13 protein-coding genes are annotated in these 20,844 nt (G+C 38.4%); 10 read left to right on the top strand and 3 right to left on the bottom strand.

The genetic code is table 11. From position 1 onward, the window contains the following. Positions 1 to 10 precede the first annotated feature (10 nt). The 3 genes from A9G41_RS08180 to A9G41_RS08170 all read right to left on the bottom strand — a co-directional run bounded on the left by A9G41_RS08180 (position 11) and on the right by A9G41_RS08170 (position 6,523). Positions 11 to 2,458 (bottom strand): DMSO/selenate family reductase complex A subunit, encoded by a 2,448-nt coding sequence (locus tag A9G41_RS08180; RefSeq protein ID WP_143425445.1) that lies wholly within the window; start codon positions 2,456 to 2,458, stop codon positions 11 to 13. An 812-nt stretch (positions 2,459 to 3,270) separates the two neighbouring features. Beyond that, complete coding sequence (locus A9G41_RS08175; protein ID WP_141675200.1) at positions 3,271 to 4,506, bottom strand: hypothetical protein; 1,236 nt, start codon at positions 4,504 to 4,506, stop codon at positions 3,271 to 3,273. A gap of 520 nt (positions 4,507 to 5,026) precedes the next feature. Continuing rightward, positions 5,027 to 6,523: a hypothetical protein gene (locus tag A9G41_RS08170; RefSeq protein ID WP_065582214.1), complete on the bottom strand. Its 1,497-nt coding sequence runs from the start codon at positions 6,521 to 6,523 to the stop codon at positions 5,027 to 5,029. Between the two features lie 296 nt (positions 6,524 to 6,819). Between A9G41_RS08170 and parE the strand changes: the two genes are divergently transcribed. The 10 genes from parE to tuf all read left to right on the top strand — a co-directional run. After that, complete coding sequence (gene parE, locus A9G41_RS08165; RefSeq protein WP_065582215.1) at positions 6,820 to 8,709, top strand: DNA topoisomerase IV subunit B; 1,890 nt, start codon at positions 6,820 to 6,822, stop codon at positions 8,707 to 8,709. 27 nt (positions 8,710 to 8,736) lie between these two features. After that, complete coding sequence (gene parC, locus A9G41_RS08160; protein ID WP_075539539.1) at positions 8,737 to 10,965, top strand: DNA topoisomerase IV subunit A; 2,229 nt, start codon at positions 8,737 to 8,739, stop codon at positions 10,963 to 10,965. After that, the gene (gene djlA / locus A9G41_RS08155) at positions 10,965 to 11,828 is read left to right on the top strand and encodes a co-chaperone DjlA (protein WP_065582217.1); all 864 of its coding nucleotides are present in this window, start codon (positions 10,965 to 10,967) and stop codon (positions 11,826 to 11,828) included. Before parC ends, djlA begins: the two co-directional genes overlap by 1 nt. Before the next feature lie 14 nt (positions 11,829 to 11,842). Further along, positions 11,843 to 13,288, top strand: coding sequence for a TrkH family potassium uptake protein (locus tag A9G41_RS08150; protein ID WP_065582222.1), 1,446 nt, complete (start codon positions 11,843 to 11,845; stop codon positions 13,286 to 13,288). 141 nt (positions 13,289 to 13,429) lie between these two features. After that, the gene (locus A9G41_RS08145; protein WP_065582218.1) at positions 13,430 to 15,004 is read left to right on the top strand and encodes a TerC family protein; all 1,575 of its coding nucleotides are present in this window, start codon (positions 13,430 to 13,432) and stop codon (positions 15,002 to 15,004) included. A 179-nt stretch (positions 15,005 to 15,183) separates the two neighbouring features. Next, complete coding sequence (locus A9G41_RS08140) at positions 15,184 to 16,494, top strand: NCS2 family permease (RefSeq protein ID WP_075539538.1); 1,311 nt, start codon at positions 15,184 to 15,186, stop codon at positions 16,492 to 16,494. A gap of 311 nt (positions 16,495 to 16,805) precedes the next feature. Continuing rightward, a complete protein-coding gene (rpsL, locus tag A9G41_RS08135; RefSeq protein ID WP_034883792.1) occupies positions 16,806 to 17,180 on the top strand; it encodes a 30S ribosomal protein S12 in 375 nt (124 codons plus the stop codon). 100 nt (positions 17,181 to 17,280) lie between these two features. Then, positions 17,281 to 17,751, top strand: coding sequence for a 30S ribosomal protein S7 (gene rpsG, locus A9G41_RS08130; RefSeq protein WP_034915550.1), 471 nt, complete (start codon positions 17,281 to 17,283; stop codon positions 17,749 to 17,751). A gap of 108 nt (positions 17,752 to 17,859) precedes the next feature. Further along, a complete protein-coding gene (gene fusA / locus A9G41_RS08125; RefSeq protein ID WP_065582220.1) occupies positions 17,860 to 19,962 on the top strand; it encodes an elongation factor G in 2,103 nt (700 codons plus the stop codon). A 70-nt stretch (positions 19,963 to 20,032) separates the two neighbouring features. Beyond that, the coding region (tuf, locus tag A9G41_RS08120) for an elongation factor Tu (RefSeq protein ID WP_075539220.1) at positions 20,033 to 20,844 on the top strand (812 nt) is incomplete at its 3' end.

Genomic DNA, 20,844 nt, shown 5'->3' with positions numbered 1-20,844 from the left:
GTCCTTTTATTTATAACGCTAAACACGTATCTGATACTGGTTTGACATCAACCAAGTTGGTATGCTGTGGATTTGCTTTAGCAAGCACCGTTGGACGCAATGATGTTAAACGATTAATGCAACCGCCAATATCAACCCCTTCAGCATTATTTTTTGCCCACATTCCTTGGGGAATCGCAACAACACCTGGTAATATCCTTGGCGTAACTTTAGCAACAATATGCAACCGACCGCGATCGTTATAAACTTCAACTAATTGTCCATGTTTTATTTGCCGTTGTTCAGCATCAAATGGATTAATCCAAATACTGTTAGCGACAGCTTCACGCAATTGTGGTAAATTACTGTAAGTAGAATGGCATTGCCCTTTGGTATGAAATCCAATAAGTTGCAACGGGTATTGTTGACGTTTAGATTTATCTTCACTGCCTTCAATCGCTGGTAAATAGGCAGGAATAGGATACAGCACATCTTGCACATCAAGTTCCCATTCATTGGCAATGTTCGCTAACGTTTCTGAATAGATTTCTATTTTTCCTGACGGGGTAGTTAATGGATTTTTAATGGGATCATCTCTAAAAGCTTTTAATCCAATTTGGCTATCACTATCGGCAAGTTTGCGATCGATAACCCCCATGCCATCAGTATCAGCAAAAGGCGGTAAATGCGGATCACGTTTTCGTAATTGTTCATAACAATACGCTATCCACTGCTCTTGAGTACGGCCTTGGGTAAATTTGTCTTTTACCCCCATTTTCTCAGACAATTCAGTTAATACATCATAAACAGGACGACTTTCCCAAAGCGGTTTAATAGCACTTTGCATACGGATAAGGTAACAATATGCCCCAGATGAATAAGAGTTATTAATCAAATCATTATTCTCAACCGATGACACATCGGGTAATAATAAATCAGCATACTTAGCTGATGCTGTCATATGTGTATCCCAAACAAGAATAAATTCACATTTTGACTCATCTTGCAAAATCTGGTGAGTACGATTGAGATCTGAATGTTGATTTCCCAGTACATTACCCGCATAATTCCAGATAAATTTGATCCCCACATCCAATTTATCTTTACCTTTAAGGTAGGCATTTTTAGCAGTCATGCTTGGTCCATCTTCAATCGCTTTCGTCCACAAAAAGAAAGGAATACTGGTTTTTATTGGATTAGGTAAATTAAAGTTAGGTATAGGATAAACAACGCTCCCGCCCCAAGTTCCAATGTTAGTGCCAGGTTTACCAAATTGCCCCGTAATAATTGGTAAGATCATAATGGCTCGCGCAGTATGTTCACCATTTTGCCAACGTTGCACACCATAACCTTGCGAAATCCAAGCAGCTTTAGCATCAACAATATCTATTGCGAGTTTACGAATTTGTGTTGCTGAAATACCTGTTTTTTTAGCTGCCCATTCTGGTGTTTTAGGTGTTCTGTCATAGCCTAAACCTAAAAGGTAAGATTTATAATCACTATAAGGCGGTGCACTATCAGGCAAAGAATCGGCATTCCACCCAATACAGTATTGATTAAGCATATCCTCATCAATACGATCTTGCTCAAGCAATGTATAGCCTATTGCCGCAACTAATGCCGCATCAGTACCGGGAATAATCGGGATCCACTCAGCATTATACGCAACGACACTTTCACTACGACGAGGATCAATAATAATCACCCTTGCATGACTTTGCGCTAACGCATGAAAAAGCTCGGTAACTTGCCCACCGCCTGACATTCGAGTTTCGGCAATGTTATGTCCAAACATAACCACTAAATCAGAATGCTTGATCTGATCCAGTAAAGATTCTTTAGCATGACCAAACAAATAAGGCCGAATAGCTGAAATCTGCCCGCTTGAATAATCACCATGGTAATTTAAATGACCACCAATGATACTTAAAAAACGCTTACATGCATTACGCCCTGAAAGATTAGCGCCCGTTGTTCCTGATCCATACTGATAATAAATTGCTTCATTGCCATATTGATTAATCGTATATTTAAGTTTATTTGCAAGTAAATTAATCGCTTCATGCCAAGAAATACGTTTAAATTTACCTTCACCACGTTTACCAATTCGTAGCATTGGATACTTTAAGCGCGCAGGATCATAAGTTCGCCAACGAACTGCTCTGCCGCGAAGGCAAGGGCGGATTTGATGCAGACCAAAAACGGCATCATTAATGCCATCTTCTGAAGATATTTTAGTAATAATATCGTTTTTGACATGAACTTTTAAAGGACAACGGCTACCGCAGTTAACTAAACACGCACTATAAATAATCTTTTCTTCATCGATGGGATTTGAAATTGTACTATTAGCATTAGTACTTGGTTCAATGTAGGAAAAAGGTAATTGTACATTATTAGTTAGGGCAGCTATATCATTAATTGTTTTTGGTTTTTGTACAAAATCGCATTTGCTTGTTTTATTCTGTAATTTACTCACATCATTCCCTAATGTTGATATGAAATTATGTTGATAATAATACTAAAAGATGAATAAACAAACTAAAAACGAAAATTGTTATTAAATTAATCAAAATTCAATGGATCAATGATTAAGTAGATTGATTAGCAATATATAATGTCAACATTTTTATGTTGAACTTAGGAAAGGAGGAATTTGATATAGTTTAGACTTCATGATTAAAATAATCCGCTAAAAATGCATAAGGCGTTTTACCGGAATTTGCTTAACCTTTTATTTTCTATTTTTTTTATCTTCGAATATTGGTTGATTATGTCACATTGCCATTAAGATGCATATCACATGTTTTAACAAATAGGTGTTCACCTGTGTCTTGATATTCATGTCCATTATCCGAATAGATATCTTCAATGGTATAAGGACAGCTGTGATAAGGTATTAATTTTGTTTTTTATATATATTCATGCAGTTGTTTTTCAAATTACGGTAAATAACGCGAGTAATTGTTACATATTATTTGAAAAACTGATATCAACGTATCACTTCACGCTAATAAACAAGCAAATGATAGCGATTCATTGATGTTTTTATTTTGTGAGTGATAACTTTAGTTTATCCCTTTGAACAAGGGTATATTTAGTCTAGTTCACCTAAGGTGATATTATGGCATATTTACTTAAATTATTTAAAGCTAAGGTGTTACGCAAGCGACTTTGTGATAATTAGCAGAAGGTTTTGCATAATTAACACTTCCCCAATTTTCAGAAACGCCGTACTGATAGTTACTGTATGAATTGGAGGCCCAAAACCTATAAAATGTGTGCCAATCGCTAGCTGCGGGGGTAGTCGCTATTGTCAGTCTTGCCCCACTCATTAAACAAGCCCCCTATCCATCTGCCATCATATTTATAACTTAACTGCCTGCGGTATTTATTAATGTCCCTTCCTAGTATACCCCCAGTCCAAAAACTAGCACTATTATTTGCATTAGTGTAATCTGTGATGTGAGGAACACGATAACCATTGCCTAAATCATGACAAAATGCTTGAGCAATAGCATAACTTCCCGAATTCGGATGCGCAATATACCAGCGTTCTATCTTAAAGCTATAGAGCAACTGGCTATGACTACTGTTTGAATAAAGTTTAAATACTGCAGGGGTAAAGCTTTTATCACTTGAATCTTTAGTTGGTCCAATTAATTGTATCTTCAACGCTCGTCGCTTAGGAGAAAAAGCCCACCCAGGAGTATGTTCAGGGGTTAACAATAAATTTACTGTGCCACTGCCATTAACTGTTGACACAGTTTTCCCATTAACATCAATTACTTGCTGTGGCGTAATACCCGCTAACAACAAATAAAAATGAAGTCCATTTGAACCAGTTGTGGGAAAGGCGGTAGTTAGATCATTACCACTTGTAACTATAAAACCTTTATTTTTATCCCATTGACTTTCAAGTTCATCACCGTAACTCCACCATAAATTTGGTTGCGCATGACAGGTATATGGTTTATCTACCATTGGGGAAATATAGTAAGTATGGCTAACCTCATTAAATGTGTTAGTCCTAGGCATCCCATATTTAGTGGACAGTTTGCCATCGTGCACAGAAAGGGTAAACTTAAAGGGTGCATCGCAAGGATCTAATACCTTTGTAGGATTGTTTTTAACTAGGCTTGTAATATCTTTATTATCTGCATTTTCCCATTTTACTAACAAAAAACCAGATACTTTGGCGGAGCCATCTCCATCCTCATCCCCCCAATAGTTATTTGCACCTATTAGTCTATCGAAATAAATAGCTGGGTAATGCCCATTGCCAGATATAGGCACTAATGTTTGGATGTTTTCAAAAGAAGCAACACTGGGTGGTAACATAATTGGCTCTACTTCGCTTGATACATCTACCTCCGCATTGGGATATAAGCCTGACTCCCCACCATCTGGCACATATTCACGCCCATCAGGGAGTTTGATGCCGAATAGCGCATTAATATCGCTTTTGGTTACATCTCCATCAAAAGTTAAATATGGTGCACTACCATGTACGACTTGATTTGTCATTGCCGATAAGGCTATTGCATTATTAGCATATAAAAGAAGATAAATACAAGTAAATAGGGGTAAACGTAAAGAGAAAAATTTTATAAATGAACTATGACGTTTGTATGTAGTATAAAATAAATGTGACTGACAATTAAAAAGCGATGATTTCTGAAAAATTAAATTTTTTGATTGCTCAAGAGTATGATTAGATGACATTATACCATTACCTATTTCATGCATTTTGTAAGTTTCTTCTGATTCACTCCGTTTTTCTAAAACAAAATCATACAGTTAACTAATTTTTAAATCATTTGTTAATGATTTTTTCGATGCTAATGTTAACAACATCACTTTTGAGCAGTAATACTGTTCTAATTTTAAACAAAAAACAATGTTGTTTAAAGAAAAAACGCTTTTTTTGGTTAAGATTTGTAAAGATCTATTTATAAGATACCACCCAGATAATCCCAATCTTTATTAAAAATTGAGATTATCTATATGCAACCATTTAATAACGGGTAATCTAACAAGCGTTATTTTAAGGCGTCACACACGCAGCCATGGCGAAGGTGTAGATATTATTATTTGAGGCAATACTTCCATACGGAGATACTGTATAGCCGTCAAATGCCCAATATCGGTCATCGCTCCAATCGTCATTTCTATCTTTATCGTAGGTAAATTCTCCCCATTCATTAAATAAACCGCCTATCCACTTGTTGCCACTTTTGTAACTTAGTTGCCTGAGGCTTTCATTTGTTTGTCCCGGCTCGCCCCACTGCCAAGAAGAGTCATTCGCATTGGTATAGTCCCCAACACTAGGTATACGATAATCGTTACCTAAACTATTACAGAATATTTGAGCTTCAGCATAAGAACCATCATTAGGATCATCTGGATTGGCAATATACCAGCGTTCTATTTTAAAGCTATAAAGTAATTTGTTGTGGCTACCATCGGCGTAAAGCTTAAATAACGAGGGATTAAAACTTTTGTTACTCGAATCTTTATTTGGACCTTTTAATGTTATCTTTAATAGCTCTTCATCATAGCCACCCAATCCTAGACCTGTTTCTATACTTAATAATAATGTCACAGATTGACCACCACTTACTGCTGACACTGTTGTACCATTCGCATCAATGATTTGCTTTGGTGTTATACCACCTAAAAGTAAACGGAAACTGAGTTCATTTGATCCCGTTGTCGGAAAGTTTTGCTTGGGGTCATCAATATTTTTCACCTGAAAGCCAAGATTTCTGCTCCAGTTTGTACCTTCCATACCATACAGAGCCGGAGGTTGTGCATAACAAACACGTGCTCCATTTGTCACTTTAAACGTGTACAGTTGCCAAGCATTCGGTAAGATCCTTGTCCTTGGTACGCCATATTGAGTTGATAGTTGAGGGTTGGTTAAGTAAAGTTCTAACTGATATGGGGCCGAGCAGGGATCAAAATTACTTGTAGTATCTGTAATATATTCACCATTTACATCATACCAAGCAAGTTCTAGACGACCTGTTATGCTGACATTACCATCGCCATCATCATCTGACCAATAGTCATTTTCACCTATTAAATCGTTTAAATCAATACTTGAATCAGATAGAGGCACTAGTGTTTGGATACTATCAAAAGTGTTTGCATTGCTTGGCAACTCAATTGGTTCATACCCATCTATGACTACTTCAGCATTTGGATATAGATTTGACTCCCCACCTTCTGGCACATATTCACGCCCATCAGGGAGTTTGATGCCTAATAACGCTTTAATATCGCTTTTGGTTGCACCACCATCAAAAGTAAGATAAGGTGCATGACCGTGTATCACATCTGCTGTTGTAGCTGATAACGCACCTGCATCATGAATACGGCATGCCATGAAAAATAGAATCGGTATAATATAATGTAATACAGGTTTTGCTTTACAATAATACCAATAAAAAAGGCAAAATATTGAAATGAAAAATAAAACGACTAAATGCTTATAATTGTGGCTTACTTGCCACAACAGGTAAGTGACTATTTCTAACATTATTCATTTCCTTTCCATATGCGGATTTTATTATTTATGTTTGGTTTTTTTATTAAAAACTCAAAATAAAATCATTAAGTAAACGCTAATAAACAATCAATATCGGGGTGAATTATAAGCGATTTTGTGTTTTTAGTAATAAATTTTTATCTTACCTCCTTAAAAAATCGTATTATTTAACTTACTTAATTAATAGCGGCTCTCGTCACTTGTTAAAGTGCCTTTACCATTGACCTTGGTCTTATTTATGAAAGGTTGTTATAATAAGCCCATTTATTCGGATAAATAGAAACATTATGCCACAACCCACTTATAACGCCGTTGATATTGAAGTATTAAAAGGCCTTGATCCTGTTCGCCATCGCCCTGGAATGTACACTGACACAAGTCGTCCAAATCATTTAGGGCAAGAAGTCATTGATAATAGTGTTGATGAAGCGATCGCTGGCCATGCTCGTAAAATCAAAGTGACACTTTATGAAGATAACTCATTAGAAGTTATCGACGATGGTCGAGGTATGCCTGTTGATATTCACCCAGAAGAAGGCGTGCCAGCCGTTGAGCTATTACTTTGTCGTTTACACGCTGGTGGTAAATTTTCTAACAAGAATTACCAATTTTCGGGCGGTTTACACGGTGTCGGCATTTCAGTTGTCAACGCCTTATCAAAACGCGTTGATGTTACCGTTCATCGTGACGGGCAAGTATATGAAATCGCGTTTGAAAATGGCAACAAAGTTGAGGATCTACACGTTACTGGCACTTGTGGGCGCCGTAATACTGGCACCAAAGTCCATTTTTGGCCAGACGAAAAATATTTTGATTCACCAAGATTTTCTGTTCCTCGATTGTCTCATTTATTAAAAGCTAAGGCTGTACTTTGCCCAGGGCTTGAAATTATCTTTAAAGATAAAATTAACAATACTGAGCAACGTTGGTGTTATCAAGACGGCCTAAAAGACTATTTAATGGAAACTATTAGTGGTTACTCACTATTACCCGAAACCCCTTTTACTGGCAACCATATTGGTGAAACGGAAGCGGTAGAATGGGCGCTACTTTGGTTGCCCGAAGGTGGAGAGCTATTGACTGAAAGTTACGTTAACTTAATTCCAACGGTACAAGGTGGTACGCATGTTAATGGTTTACGTCAAGGCTTGTTAGATGCTATGCGTGAGTTTTGTGAATTCCGCAATTTATTACCGCGAGGCTTAAAATTAACTGCCGATGATATTTGGGAACGCTGTGCCTACGTTATTTCGGTCAAAATGCAAGAGCCGCAATTTGCAGGTCAAACTAAAGAGCGCTTATCTTCACGGCAATGTGCAGCTTTTGTTTCGGCTATTGTGAAAGATGCATTTAGTCTTTGGCTAAATCAAAATGTACAATTAGCCGAATTACTAGCCGAAATGGTCATTTCGAGTGCGCAAAAACGCTTAAAGGCATCTAAAAAAGTTATCCGCAAAAAATTAACCAGTGGACCTGCTTTACCGGGTAAATTGGCGGATTGTTCATCGCAAGATTTGAGCCGTACTGAGCTTTTTTTAGTGGAAGGGGATTCTGCCGGTGGTTCAGCCAAACAAGCGCGAGACCGTGAGTTTCAAGCCATTATGCCACTTAAAGGTAAGATTTTAAATACTTGGGAAGTGTCATCTGACGAGGTGCTTGGCTCACAAGAAATTCATGATATTTCGGTTGCTATCGGTATCGATCCAGATAGTGATGATTTGAGCCAGTTACGTTATGGCAAAATCTGTATTTTAGCCGATGCCGATTCTGATGGACTACATATTGCCACTTTACTTTGTGCGTTATTTGTTCGTCATTTCCGCACCATGGTTGAACATGGGCATGTCTTTGTTGCGATGCCACCACTTTATCGTATTGATTTGGGTAAAGAAGTTTATTACGCGCTTGATGAAGAAGAAAAAGAAGGTATTTTAGAGCAACTTAAACGCAAAAAAGGTAAGCCAAATGTACAACGTTTTAAAGGTTTAGGGGAAATGAACCCTCTGCAGCTACGAGAAACGACAATGGATCCCAATACACGCCGTTTAGTACAGTTATCGCTTGATGATACAGAGCAGACTATGGCATTAATGGACATGTTACTTGCCAAAAAGCGCTCAGAAGATCGCCGAGAATGGTTACAAGAAAAAGGCGATCAAGTTGAACTTAATGTCTAATAAACAGAATGATTTAGAGGAACAATAATGAGTGAGATAACTCATGACGGAGTAGAAATTCAGTCGCTACGTACCTTTACCGAAAGCGCCTATTTAAATTACTCAATGTATGTCATTATGGATCGTGCACTGCCATTTATTGGTGACGGTCTCAAACCCGTGCAACGACGCATTGTCTATGCCATGTCAGAGCTAGGTCTAAATGCGCAAGCAAAATTTAAAAAATCAGCACGTACCGTAGGTGATGTGCTTGGTAAATATCATCCTCATGGTGATAGTGCCTGTTATGAAGCTATGGTACTGATGGCACAACCCTTCTCTTATCGTTATCCATTAGTTGATGGACAAGGTAACTGGGGGGCACCTGATGATCCTAAATCATTTGCTGCCATGCGTTATACCGAATCTCGCTTATCGAAATATGCTGAATTATTATTAGGTGAGTTAGGGCAAGGAACGGTTGATTATACCCCCAATTTTGATGGTACTTTGCAAGAGCCAAAAATGTTGCCAGCCAGACTACCGAATATTTTATTAAATGGCACAACGGGGATTGCGGTTGGTATGGCAACCGATATTCCCCCACATAATATTCGTGAGGTGGCAAATGCCGCAATTATGCTGGCAGACAATCCAAATGCAACTTTAAGCGAAGTAATGGCTCACATACAAGGGCCTGATTTTCCAACCGAAGCTGAGATTATTACGCCACCTGATGATATCGCGAAAATCTACAAAACAGGGCGCGGGTCAATTCGTATGCGTGCGGTTTGGAAAAAAGAAGATGGAGATATTGTGATTACAGATCTCCCCCATCAAGTATCGGGCGCTAAAATCCTAGAACAAATTGCTTCTCAAATGCGAGCCAAAAAGCTACCTTTAATTGAAGATTTACGCGATGAGTCGGATCACGAAAATCCAACTCGTTTAGTGATTGTGCCACGTTCAAATCGAGTCGATTTAGAACAAGTGATGAATCATCTATTTGCAACAACTGATCTCGAAAAAAGTTACCGCGTTAATATGAACATGATTGGGCTTGATAACCGCCCGTCAGTCAAAGGCTTGATTGAGATTCTTACTGAATGGCTAGAGTATCGTAAAAATACCGTTACACGTCGCTTAAATTATCGTTTAGATAAAATATTAAAAAGACTGCATATTCTTGATGGTTTATTGATTGCATTTTTAAATATTGACGAAGTGATTGAAATTATTCGCCATGAAGACGAGCCTAAAAAAGAGCTGATTAACCGTTTTGCTTTAACCGACATTCAGGCCGAAGCAATTTTAGAACTAAAACTACGCCAATTAGCCAAACTTGAAGAAATGCGCATTAAAGGCGAACAGAGTGATCTTGCAAAAGAGCGCGATCACTTGCAAGCCTTGTTATCTTCGCCTAAAAAACTGAGTAACCTTATCAAAAAAGAGTTACAAGAAGATGCCGAAAAATATGGTGACAAACGTCGCTCCCCCATGGTTCAACGTAGTGAAGCAAAAGCAATGAGTGAGCAAGAATTAACACCATCAGAGCCTGTTACCGTGATTTTATCCGAAATGGGCTGGGTAAGAACGGCAAAAGGTCACGATATCGATCCTGTTGGTTTAAGCTATAAAGCAGGTGATAATTTTAAAGCAGCCGCTAAAGGTAAAAGCAATCAACCCGTTATCTTTTTCGATTCAACTGGTCGCAGTTATGCTATCGAGCCAAACACATTACCATCGGCTAGAAGTCAAGGTGAACCATTAACGGGAAAATTAGCGCTCCCCGCTAACGCAACGGTTGAACATATAGTGATGAGCCAAGAGGATAATCAAAAATTGTTACTTGCTTCAAGCGCTGGGTATGGCTTTATTTGTAAATTTAGTGATTTAGTTGCTCGTAATCGTAATGGTAAGGCGATTATCAATTTACCGAAAGAGGCAAAAATACTTGCACCAATTGAAATTACATCTGAAGATAGCTTACTACTATCTATTACTCAAGCTGGGCGAATGCTCATCTTTCCTGTAAAAGATCTACCTGAACTTGCTAAAGGCAAAGGGAATAAAATTGTATCTCTTGCAGGTGCTGATGATAGCCTTGCTTATCTACTATTAATTACACCAGAAACATCGATAACCTTATATGTCGGTAAACGCAAACTTACGTTAAACCCTGTTGATTTACAAAAATTTAGGGCAGAACGCGCACGTAAAGGAAGCACCTTACCACGGGGTTTACAAAAAATAGATCGAATTGAGGTAAACAAATAATGTCTTTTATCTGGGCAATGATCACCGGCTTTGTATTAAGCCTTATATTAAAAACGGGGTGGGGCTTTATACTAGGGCTATTTGTTGGACCAATGCTTTACCAAACTTTTTGTAATAAATTGACCGAACAAAAAACCAAAGCAAATCCAGAACTTTACTTAACGGTGGTTTTTGAAGTGCTAGGCCATTTAAGTAAAGCGAAAGGCGTTGTCACACAAGATGATATAAATCTTGCAAGCCAATTTATGGATAGGCTACAACTTAATAGTAGCAGCCGAAAACTTGCCCAAGACTCATTTAATCGTGGCAAGGCCAGTAATTACCCACTACGATCACGCCTTCAAGAGCTTTATACTCAATACCGTTTTAGACGCAACGTACTAAACATTTTTTGTGAACAATTGATTCAAGCAGCATTAGTCGATGGTGTGTTGGATGATAAAGAACAACAAATCCTGTTGATTGTGGCAGATGAATTAAATATTTCTCATCAAAAAATGGCATTATATATCCAAATGATGATGGGCAGTTACCATTTTCACCAAAATAATTACAGCTACCAACAAAATCAACGTAGCCAGCACCAATATGATCAATATCAACGCAATAACAATAACCATGGCGCTTACCAGAATCGCTCATCACAATCAGATCTACAAAACGCTTACAAAATATTAGGCGTTAAATCTACAGCCGAAATTCCCGAAATCAAAAGGGCTTATCGAAAATTAATGAATGAACATCATCCTGATAAATTAGTTTCGAAGGGCTTACCCAAAGAGATGCTAGAAGCAGCTAAAAAACGTGCGCAAGAAATCCAAGCCGCTTATGATCTTATCAAAACGTCTCGTGGTTTTAAATAGAGACGATTATCATGATGCATTGGCGCTCAATCCTTCGAATCATCGGGTTATTAATTGCCCTGTTATCGGTATTTATGTTGCTACCAGCACTTGTTGCTTTAATCTATCGTGATGGTGCTGGCGCAATCTTTGTTCGATCGTTTTTTGCCGCATTGATATTAGGCTGTTTATTATGGCTACCAAATCGCCATCATCGCCATGAACTGAGCACGCGTGAAGGCTTTTTTATCGTCGTACTATTTTGGGTGGTGTTAGGTACAATCGGCGCATTTCCGTTTATTTTTGACACACATATTAATTTAAATTTAACTAACGCCTTTTTTGAATCATTCTCAAGCCTAACAACAACTGGCGCAACAACCATCGTTAAATTAGATCACCTACCTAAAGCCCTGCTTTTTTATCGGCAATTACTACAATGGCTTGGTGGTATGGGGATTATCGTTTTAGCTGTCGCCATTTTACCATTATTGGGCGTTGGGGGAATGCAACTTTACCGAGCAGAAATTCCCGGCCCACAAAAAGATAGCAAAATGCGCCCTCGTATTGCCGAAACGGCTAAAACACTTTGGTCAATTTATATTTTACTGACCACGCTTTGTGCTGTTTGTTTATGGGCAGCTGGAATGAATGCCTTTGATGCCATTTCACATAGCTTTTCAACAATATCGATGGGTGGATTTTCAACGCATGACAATAACCTTGCTTATTTTAATAGTGCTACAATCAATTACATTGTTACCCTCTTTTTAATTTTATCGGGTTGTAACTTCGCACTTCATTTTGCCGCATTAAGTGGATTTTCAATTAAAGTTTACTGGCGAGATCAAGAATTTAGAACTTTTGTTTTTATTTTAGCTGTTTTAATTGCAATCTGTGCGTTTGGCATTTATTTTTATCAACCAGAACGAAAATTAAGTATCGATAAGATAGTACTGCAAGTTGTATCAATAACGGCAACGGTTGGATTTACGGTTGATGATATTAACACATGGCCTTCATCATTACCGATTTTTTTACTATGCGCTTCATTTATTGGTGGTTGTGCCGGTTCAACTGGCGGTGGCTTAAAAGTAGTTCGAGTTCTCCTTTTGTTTATGCAAGGGTCGCGTGAATTAAAGCGCTTAATTCATCCAAATGCTATCTATACCTTAAAATTAAATAATCGCGTGGTTCCTGAACGTATTATTGAAGCTGTTTGGGGATTCTTTTCTGCATATGCGCTAGTCTTTTTAGTCAGCTTATTTGCTATTATGGCAACCGGTATTGATACTACAGATTCTTTTTATATTGTTGCCTCATCACTGAATAATTTAGGGGTCGGCCTTGGTAGTGTGAGCGATAATTTTGCCAGAGTTAGCGATATAGTAAAGTGGGTAATGGTTGTCGATATGTTATTTGGCCGATTAGAAATATTTACTTTATTAGTTTTATTCACCCCAACGTTTTGGCGAAGCTGATTTTATACTAAAACACATGCTTTCCTGAAAATTTTTGACAAAATACACAAATTTACAAATATTTTATTGATTATTTAGCCAATTACAGACAGAATTACTGGGCAGCATGTGCTGTATTTATTAGAGGTAATCACCTGACATATGGAATGGATCATGGATCCTACAATCTGGATTGGCTTATCCACTCTGGTTGTACTTGAAATCGTCCTTGGTATTGATAACATTGTTTTTATTGCCATTCTTGCCGAGAAACTTCCACCCCATCAACGAGACAAAGCCCGCATTACAGGCCTTGCCTTTGCATTAATTACCCGAGTGTTATTATTAATGTTCACGGGTTGGTTAGTTACACTCACTACACCATTATTTTCAATATCTGGAATCAACTTTAATGCACGCCAACTGATTATGTTAATCGGGGGGATATTTTTACTATTTAAAGCCACAATGGAGCTCAATGAGCGCCTTGAAGGTGCGTCACACGAAGACGGAAAACCGAAAAAAACCTCTCACTTTTGGACTGTTGTAGCCCAAATAGTCGTACTTGATGCGGTGTTCTCACTTGATTCGGTGATTACCGCTGTGGGAATGGTTGAACATATTCCTGTGATGATTATTGCTGTTTGCATCGCCATTGGCATTATGATGGTGGCAAGTAAACCATTGGCTTATTTTGTCAACGCTCACCCAACGATTGTCATTCTCTGCTTGAGCTTCTTATTAATGATTGGCTTTAGCCTAGTTGCCGAAGGTTTTGGTTTTATGATTCCAAAAGGTTATTTGTATGCCGCAATTGGATTCTCAATTATGATTGAGTTTTTCAACCAATTAGCCATTTTTAACCGCCGCAAAGCATTAAATAAAAAACCATTACGTGAACGCACTGCCGAAGCAATTTTACACTTATTAAAAGGTGATGCAGAAGAAGATCCCGATACCCACACCATTGATGTGGTGTCAGATGCCAATAAAAAAGTCTCGGTATTTAATCATCAAGAACTGAGCATGGTTGAGCGAGTGCTTGGCCTAGCGCAACGTTCCGTCAGTAGTATCATGACATCTAGGCTTGATGTTGATATGGTTAATATCAATGATAATCGAGATGTCATCATAAAAGAAATTTTTGATAATCCTCATTCACGCTTAGTAGTCACGGATAATGACTCGATTGATGAACCATTAGGCATCATCCAAGTTAATGATCTTTTAAAAGATGTGCTACAAAGTAAAGCACCAATCGATATTCACTCACTTATCAAACAACCTTTAATCTTTCCAGAAACGGTATCGTTACTGGTTGCACTGGAACAATTTAAAAAGGCTAAAACTCATTTTGCTTTCGTGGTTGATGAATTTGGTTCAATGCAAGGGGTTGTTTCGGTAACCGATATTATCGAAACCATTGCAGGCGATTTCCCAACAGAAGAAGAGGAAATTGATGCTAAACATGATATTCAATGTTTAGATGATAATAGCTGGATTGCGAATGGTTATATTCCAGTTGAGGAACTCATTCGTTTTGTACCAATACCGATTGATGATAAGCGCGAATATCATACCTTGGCAGGACTGTTAATGGAAAAAGCGCAGCATTTACTCAATGTTGGCGAAACCATTCAAATTGGCGATTATCTATTTGAAGTAGCCGAAATAGAAAGCCACAGAATTCTGAAAGTAAAAATTACGTTAAATAAACTCGATTCTGGCGCATTGTAATACAGTATAACCAGAATAACGCTTGACCAAAATAAATAACTGGCAATAATAATGTGGCAACACCTCTGAAGATGTGGAGCAATAACTCCTCATCTTTTTTATTTTTACTTTTTGGTAAAAAAGCTAGCACTGTTTATCAACATTTATGATTACTTATCAATCCAATTAGGCCTTAACTTATGAATTCAATATTCGAAAAACTGTTTCAATTGAAAGAAAAAAAAACAACTATCGGTACGGAAATAATTGCAGGATGTACAACCTTTCTTACTATGGTTTATATCATCTTCGTTAATCCATCCATTTTATCAGCAACAGGTATGGATACCTCCGCAGTATTTGTTTTAACTTGTGTGGTTACTGCCTTTGCATCTATTTTAATGGGTTTGTTTGCTAATTTACCCATTGCATTAGCGCCCGCAATGGGGCTTAACGTCTTTTTTGCCTATGGTATCTGTGGTGCAATGGGCTATTCTTGGCAAATTGGTATGGGCGCCATATTTTGGGGTTCTTTAATCTTTTTTATGTTGTCACTCTTTAAAGTCCGCCACTGGTTAATTGAACATATTCCACAATGTTTACGTATAGGTATTAGTGCCGGTATTGGACTATTTATTGCTTTTATGGGCTTTCAAAACATGGGTATTGTGGTTGCTTCACCTTCCACACTCTTAACGATGGGGAATATCTTATCGCTGAAAGTCCTATTAGGATCACTAGGTTTTTTCATCATTGTTATTTTAGCGGCTCGCAACTTTCATGCTGCGGTATTAATTTCGATTTTAGTTGTGACATTACTGGCACTATGGCTAGATCCTAATATCAGTTACCAAGGTATTGTATCTATGCCACCAAGTGTGACAAGCGTTGTTGGTCATGTTGATCTAGCAGGTTCGCTTAATATCGGCATCATGGGTGTTATTTTTTCTGTGATGATTGTCAGCCTATTCGACTCATCGGGCACCATTTTAGCATTAACCGATAAAGCCGGAATTAGCGACGAAAAAGGCCGATTCCCTAAAATGCGTCAAGCGCTATTAATTGATAGCTTTAGCTCTTCTTTAGGGGGATTATTTGGTACATCATCAGTATTAACCTATATCGAAAGTTCGGCTGGTATTTCAGTCGGTGGTCGCACAGGCTTAACAGCTGTGGTAGTCGGTATATTATTCTTAGCCGTGGCCTTTTTATCGCCACTAGCCCATTTAGTACCAAGTTATGCAACATCTGGCGCACTTATCTTTGTTGGGATCTTAATGGTTTCAAGCTTAGTTAAAGTTAACTGGTCTGATTTAACCGAGGCAACACCAGCATTTATCACCGCAATCATGATGCCTTTTGCCTTTGCTATTACAGAAGGTGTTGCACTAGGCTTTATCTCTTACGTAGTGCTAAAAACCTTTACAGGTAAATTTAAAGAGCTCAATCTTTGCGTAATTATTTTTGCGTTACTATTTGCTTTAAAATTTATCTTTATCGATCATCATTAAAACAACTCCCCATTGTGACTTGCAATGGGGAATAAGCATTTGTCAAAACGGCTAATACAGATATTGATCTATTTTTGCTTATGAATATCAGTATAAAAACCCTACCCTCTTTTCATTAAAAAAATGATGACCTTCAATAAGAATTAAACTCTAGATCAAACACTTAATATTAGCAAAAACTTGACATTATTTCCCCTGGGGTCTAGAATCTTGCGACCCAAAACTTATATACATAGGTTTTGGTCTACAGTTATTAATTACGTATCTAAAAAGCAATTTTAAATTTATTTTAATTAATCAGGAGCTTATTAATGGCAACAATTAATCAGCTGGTACGCAAACCAAGAGCACTAAAGGAAGCGAAAAGTAACGTCCCTGCCCTTGAAGCATGCCCGCAAAAACGCGGTGTTTGTACTCGTGTTTACACAACTACACCGAAAAAACCAAACTCAGCATTACGTAAAGTGTGTCGTGTACGTTTAACTAACGGTTTTGAAGTAACTTCTTATATCGGTGGTGAAGGTCACAACTTACAAGAGCACAGTGTAATTTTAATCCGTGGTGGTCGTGTTAAAGACTTACCAGGTGTGCGTTACCACACTGTTCGCGGTGCATTAGACTGCGCAGGTGTTAAAGATCGCAAACAAAGCCGTTCTAAATACGGTGTTAAACGACCTAAAGCTTAATGGAACTCCGTTAAGTAAGGCCAAACTATATAATTCCATTTAACTCATTTGAGTTTTGGGTAAACCTGAAAAATTTATAACATATAAACGGAGTATTCCAATGCCACGTCGTCATGTTGTCGGTCAAAGAAAAATTCTTCCTGATCCGAAGTTCGGTTCAGAGTTACTGGCGAAATTTGTAAATATTTTAATGATAGATGGTAAAAAATCTATCGCAGAATCAATCGTATATTCAGCTCTTGATAAATTAGCTGAGCGTAGTGGAAAAGACCACTTAGCAGCTTTCGAAGTTGCATTAGATAACGTAAGACCAACTGTAGAAGTTAAGTCTCGTCGCGTTGGTGGTTCTACATACCAAGTTCCTGTTGAAGTGCGCCCTGTTCGTCGTAATGCACTTGCAATGCGTTGGATTGTAGATGCTGCACGTAAACGTGGCGATAAATCAATGGCTCTACGCCTTGCGAATGAACTTATGGATGCTTTTGAAAACAAAGGCACCGCTGTGAAAAAACGCGAAGATGTTCATCGTATGGCTGAAGCTAATAGAGCGTTTGCACACTATCGTTGGTAATCAAGTCATTTACACAAATGACTTGAATTAAGACTGATTGCCCTTATCTGCTTTCAGTCTACTTAAATGATACTTTGTTAAGCAAACGATTCTAAATAGAGGATTAATATGGCTCGTACAACCCCCATAGCACGTTACCGTAATATCGGTATCAGTGCGCATATTGACGCAGGTAAAACAACAACAACTGAACGTATTTTGTTTTACACTGGCGTAAGTCACAAAATTGGTGAAGTTCATGATGGCGCAGCGACCATGGACTGGATGGAACAAGAACAAGAGCGTGGTATTACTATCACATCTGCAGCAACAACTGCATTCTGGTCTGGTATGGGTCAACAATTTGAACCACACCGCATCAACATTATCGACACCCCAGGACACGTTGACTTCACAATCGAAGTTGAGCGTTCTATGCGTGTACTTGATGGTGCAGTTATGGTTTATTGTGCAGTAGGCGGTGTTCAACCACAATCAGAAACAGTATGGCGCCAAGCAAATAAATATAAAGTTCCACGTATCGCATTTGTCAACAAAATGGACCGTATGGGTGCTAATTTCTTACGTGTTGTTGATCAAATCAAAACCCGTTTAGCAGCAGTTCCTGTTCCTTTAGTTTTACCAATCGGTGCAGAAGAAGGATTTACTGGTGTTGTTGATTTACTTAAACGTAAAGCAATCAACTGGAATGATGCTGATCAAGGTGTAACATTCACTTATGAAGATGTACCAGCAGATATGGTTGAGCAAGTTGAAGAATGGCGCTCATTCTTAATAGAAACTGCTGCTGAAGCAAGTGAAGAGTTAATGGAAAAATACCTTGGTGGTGAAGAGTTAACTGAAGAAGAAGTCAAAGCAGCACTACGTGAGCGCGTGCTTGCTAACGAAATCATCTTAGTAACTTGTGGTAGTGCCTTTAAAAATAAAGGTGTCCAATTTATGCTTGATGCCGTTATTGAATATTTACCAGCACCAACCGATGTACCAGCAATCAAAGGGGAATTACAAAATGGTGAAGCAGCGGAACGTCATTCAAGCGATGATGAACCATTCTCATCATTAGCATTCAAAATTGCAACTGACCCATTTGTTGGTAACTTAACATTCTTCCGTGTGTACTCTGGTGTGGTTAACTCTGGTGATACTGTTCTTAACTCTGTTAAAGATAAAAAAGAACGTTTTGGTCGTATCGTTCAGATGCACGCTAACAAACGTGAAGAAATCAAAGAAGTTCGCGCAGGTGACATTGCAGCGGCTATCGGTCTTAAAGATGTGACTACTGGTGATACACTGTGTGCTGAAAGCGCACCGATCATTCTTGAAAGAATGGAGTTCCCAGAGCCAGTAATCTCGGTTGCTGTTGAACCAAAAACCAAAGCTGACCAAGAAAAAATGGGACTTGCTTTAGGTCGATTAGCGCAAGAAGATCCTTCATTCCGTGTTCACACTGATGAAGAATCAGGTCAAACTATTATTTCTGGTATGGGTGAACTTCACTTAGAAATCATCGTTGACCGTATGAAGCGTGAATTTAAAGTGGAAGCAAATGTTGGTAAACCACAAGTTGCTTACCGTGAAACAATTCGCAATGAAGTAGAACAAGAAGGTAAATTTGTTCGCCAATCTGGTGGTCGTGGTCAATATGGTCATGTATGGTTAAAAATCAAGCCATTAGAAGCAGGCGGCGAAGGCTACAAATTCAACAATGAAATTGTTGGTGGTGTGGTTCCTAAAGAATACATCCCTGCAGTTGATAAAGGCTGTCAAGAACAAATGAAAAACGGTGTTCTTGCTGGTTATCCAATTGTTGATGTTGAAGTCACTATCTTTGATGGTTCTTACCATGATGTTGACTCATCAGAAATGGCATTTAAAATTGCTGGTTCAATGGCATTTAAAGACGGCTTTATGAAAGCAAAACCAGTGCTTTTAGAACCGATTATGAAAGTAGAAGTTGAAACGCCTGAAGATTATATGGGTGATGTTATCGGTGACTTAAACCGTCGTCGCGGTATGATCGAAGGCATGGAAGATACTGCAACTGGTAAAACAGTAAAAGCACAAGTTCCACTTTCAGAAATGTTTGGTTATGCAACAGACCTACGTTCACAAACTCAAGGTCGTGCTTCTTACTCTATGGAGTTCTTGAAGTACAATGAAGCACCAACAAATATTGCAACAGCAATTATTGAAGCTCGTAAAGCGAAATAATTATTTATCTAAATAAAGTAACACTTCCCTTAATAACATAAGGGAAGTGATTTAATAAAGGAACATTAAGATGTCTAAAGAAAAATTTGAACGTACAAAACCCCACGTTAACGTTGGTACAATCGGCCACGTTGACCATGGTAAAACAACTTTAACTGCAGCAATTACTTCTGTTCTTGCTAAAAAATACGGCGGTCAAGCTCGTGCATTCGATCAAATCGATAACGCACCAGAAGAAAAAGCACGTGGTATCACCATCAATACTTCACACGTTGAATACGATACACCAACTCGCCACTATGCGCACGTAGACTGCCCAGGCCATGCTGACTATGTTAAAAACATGATCACTGGTGCGGCACAAATGGACGGTGCTATCTTAGTCGTAGCGGCAACTGATGGTCCTATGCCACAAACTCGTGAGCACATCCTTTTAGGTCGTCAAGTAGGTGTTCCTTACATCATCGTATTTTTAAACAAATGTGATATGGTTGATGACGAAGAGTTATTAGAATTAGTTGAAATGGAAGTCCGTGAACTTCTATCTCAATACGATTTCCCAGGTGATGACACACCAGTAATCCGTGGTTCAGCGCTTAAAGCATTAGAAGGCGAAGCAGCATGGGAAGACAAAATTGTTGAATTAGCTGAAGCATTAGACAGCTATATTCCAGAGCCAGAGCGTGATATTGATAAACCATTCCTATTACCAATTGAAGACGTATTCTCAATTTCAGGTCGTGGTACAGTAGTAACTGGTCGTGTTGAACGCGGTGTAATCAAAGTGGGTGAAGAAGTTGAAATCGTGGGTATCAAACCAACAACTAAAACCACTTGTACTGGTGTTGAAATGTTCCGTAAATTACTTGACGAAGGTCGTGC

Source organism: Gilliamella sp. Nev5-1 (genome assembly GCF_001690895.1).
GTDB lineage: Bacteria > Pseudomonadota > Gammaproteobacteria > Enterobacterales > Orbaceae > Gilliamella > Gilliamella apicola_C.
This window is presented reverse-complemented; position numbering and strand designations above follow the sequence as displayed.

Bases quoted from the DNA above. Each gene is read 5' to 3' on its own strand.
- A9G41_RS08170 (WP_065582214.1), bottom strand. From the start codon at position 6,523: ATGTTAGAAATAGTCACTTACCTGTTGTGGCAAGTAAGCCACAATTAT.
- djlA (WP_065582217.1), top strand. From the start codon at position 10,965: ATGTCTTTTATCTGGGCAATGATCACCGGCTTTGTATTAAGCCTTATA.
- parC (WP_075539539.1), top strand. From the start codon at position 8,737: ATGAGTGAGATAACTCATGACGGAGTAGAAATTCAGTCGCTACGTACC.
- fusA (WP_065582220.1), top strand. From the start codon at position 17,860: ATGGCTCGTACAACCCCCATAGCACGTTACCGTAATATCGGTATCAGT.
- A9G41_RS08175 (WP_141675200.1), bottom strand. From the start codon at position 4,506: ATGACAAATCAAGTCGTACATGGTAGTGCACCATATTTAACTTTTGAT.
- parE (WP_065582215.1), top strand. From the start codon at position 6,820: ATGCCACAACCCACTTATAACGCCGTTGATATTGAAGTATTAAAAGGC.
- A9G41_RS08150 (WP_065582222.1), top strand. From the start codon at position 11,843: ATGCATTGGCGCTCAATCCTTCGAATCATCGGGTTATTAATTGCCCTG.
- rpsG (WP_034915550.1), top strand. From the start codon at position 17,281: ATGCCACGTCGTCATGTTGTCGGTCAAAGAAAAATTCTTCCTGATCCG.
- rpsL (WP_034883792.1), top strand. From the start codon at position 16,806: ATGGCAACAATTAATCAGCTGGTACGCAAACCAAGAGCACTAAAGGAA.
- A9G41_RS08145 (WP_065582218.1), top strand. From the start codon at position 13,430: ATGGAATGGATCATGGATCCTACAATCTGGATTGGCTTATCCACTCTG.
- A9G41_RS08140 (WP_075539538.1), top strand. From the start codon at position 15,184: ATGAATTCAATATTCGAAAAACTGTTTCAATTGAAAGAAAAAAAAACA.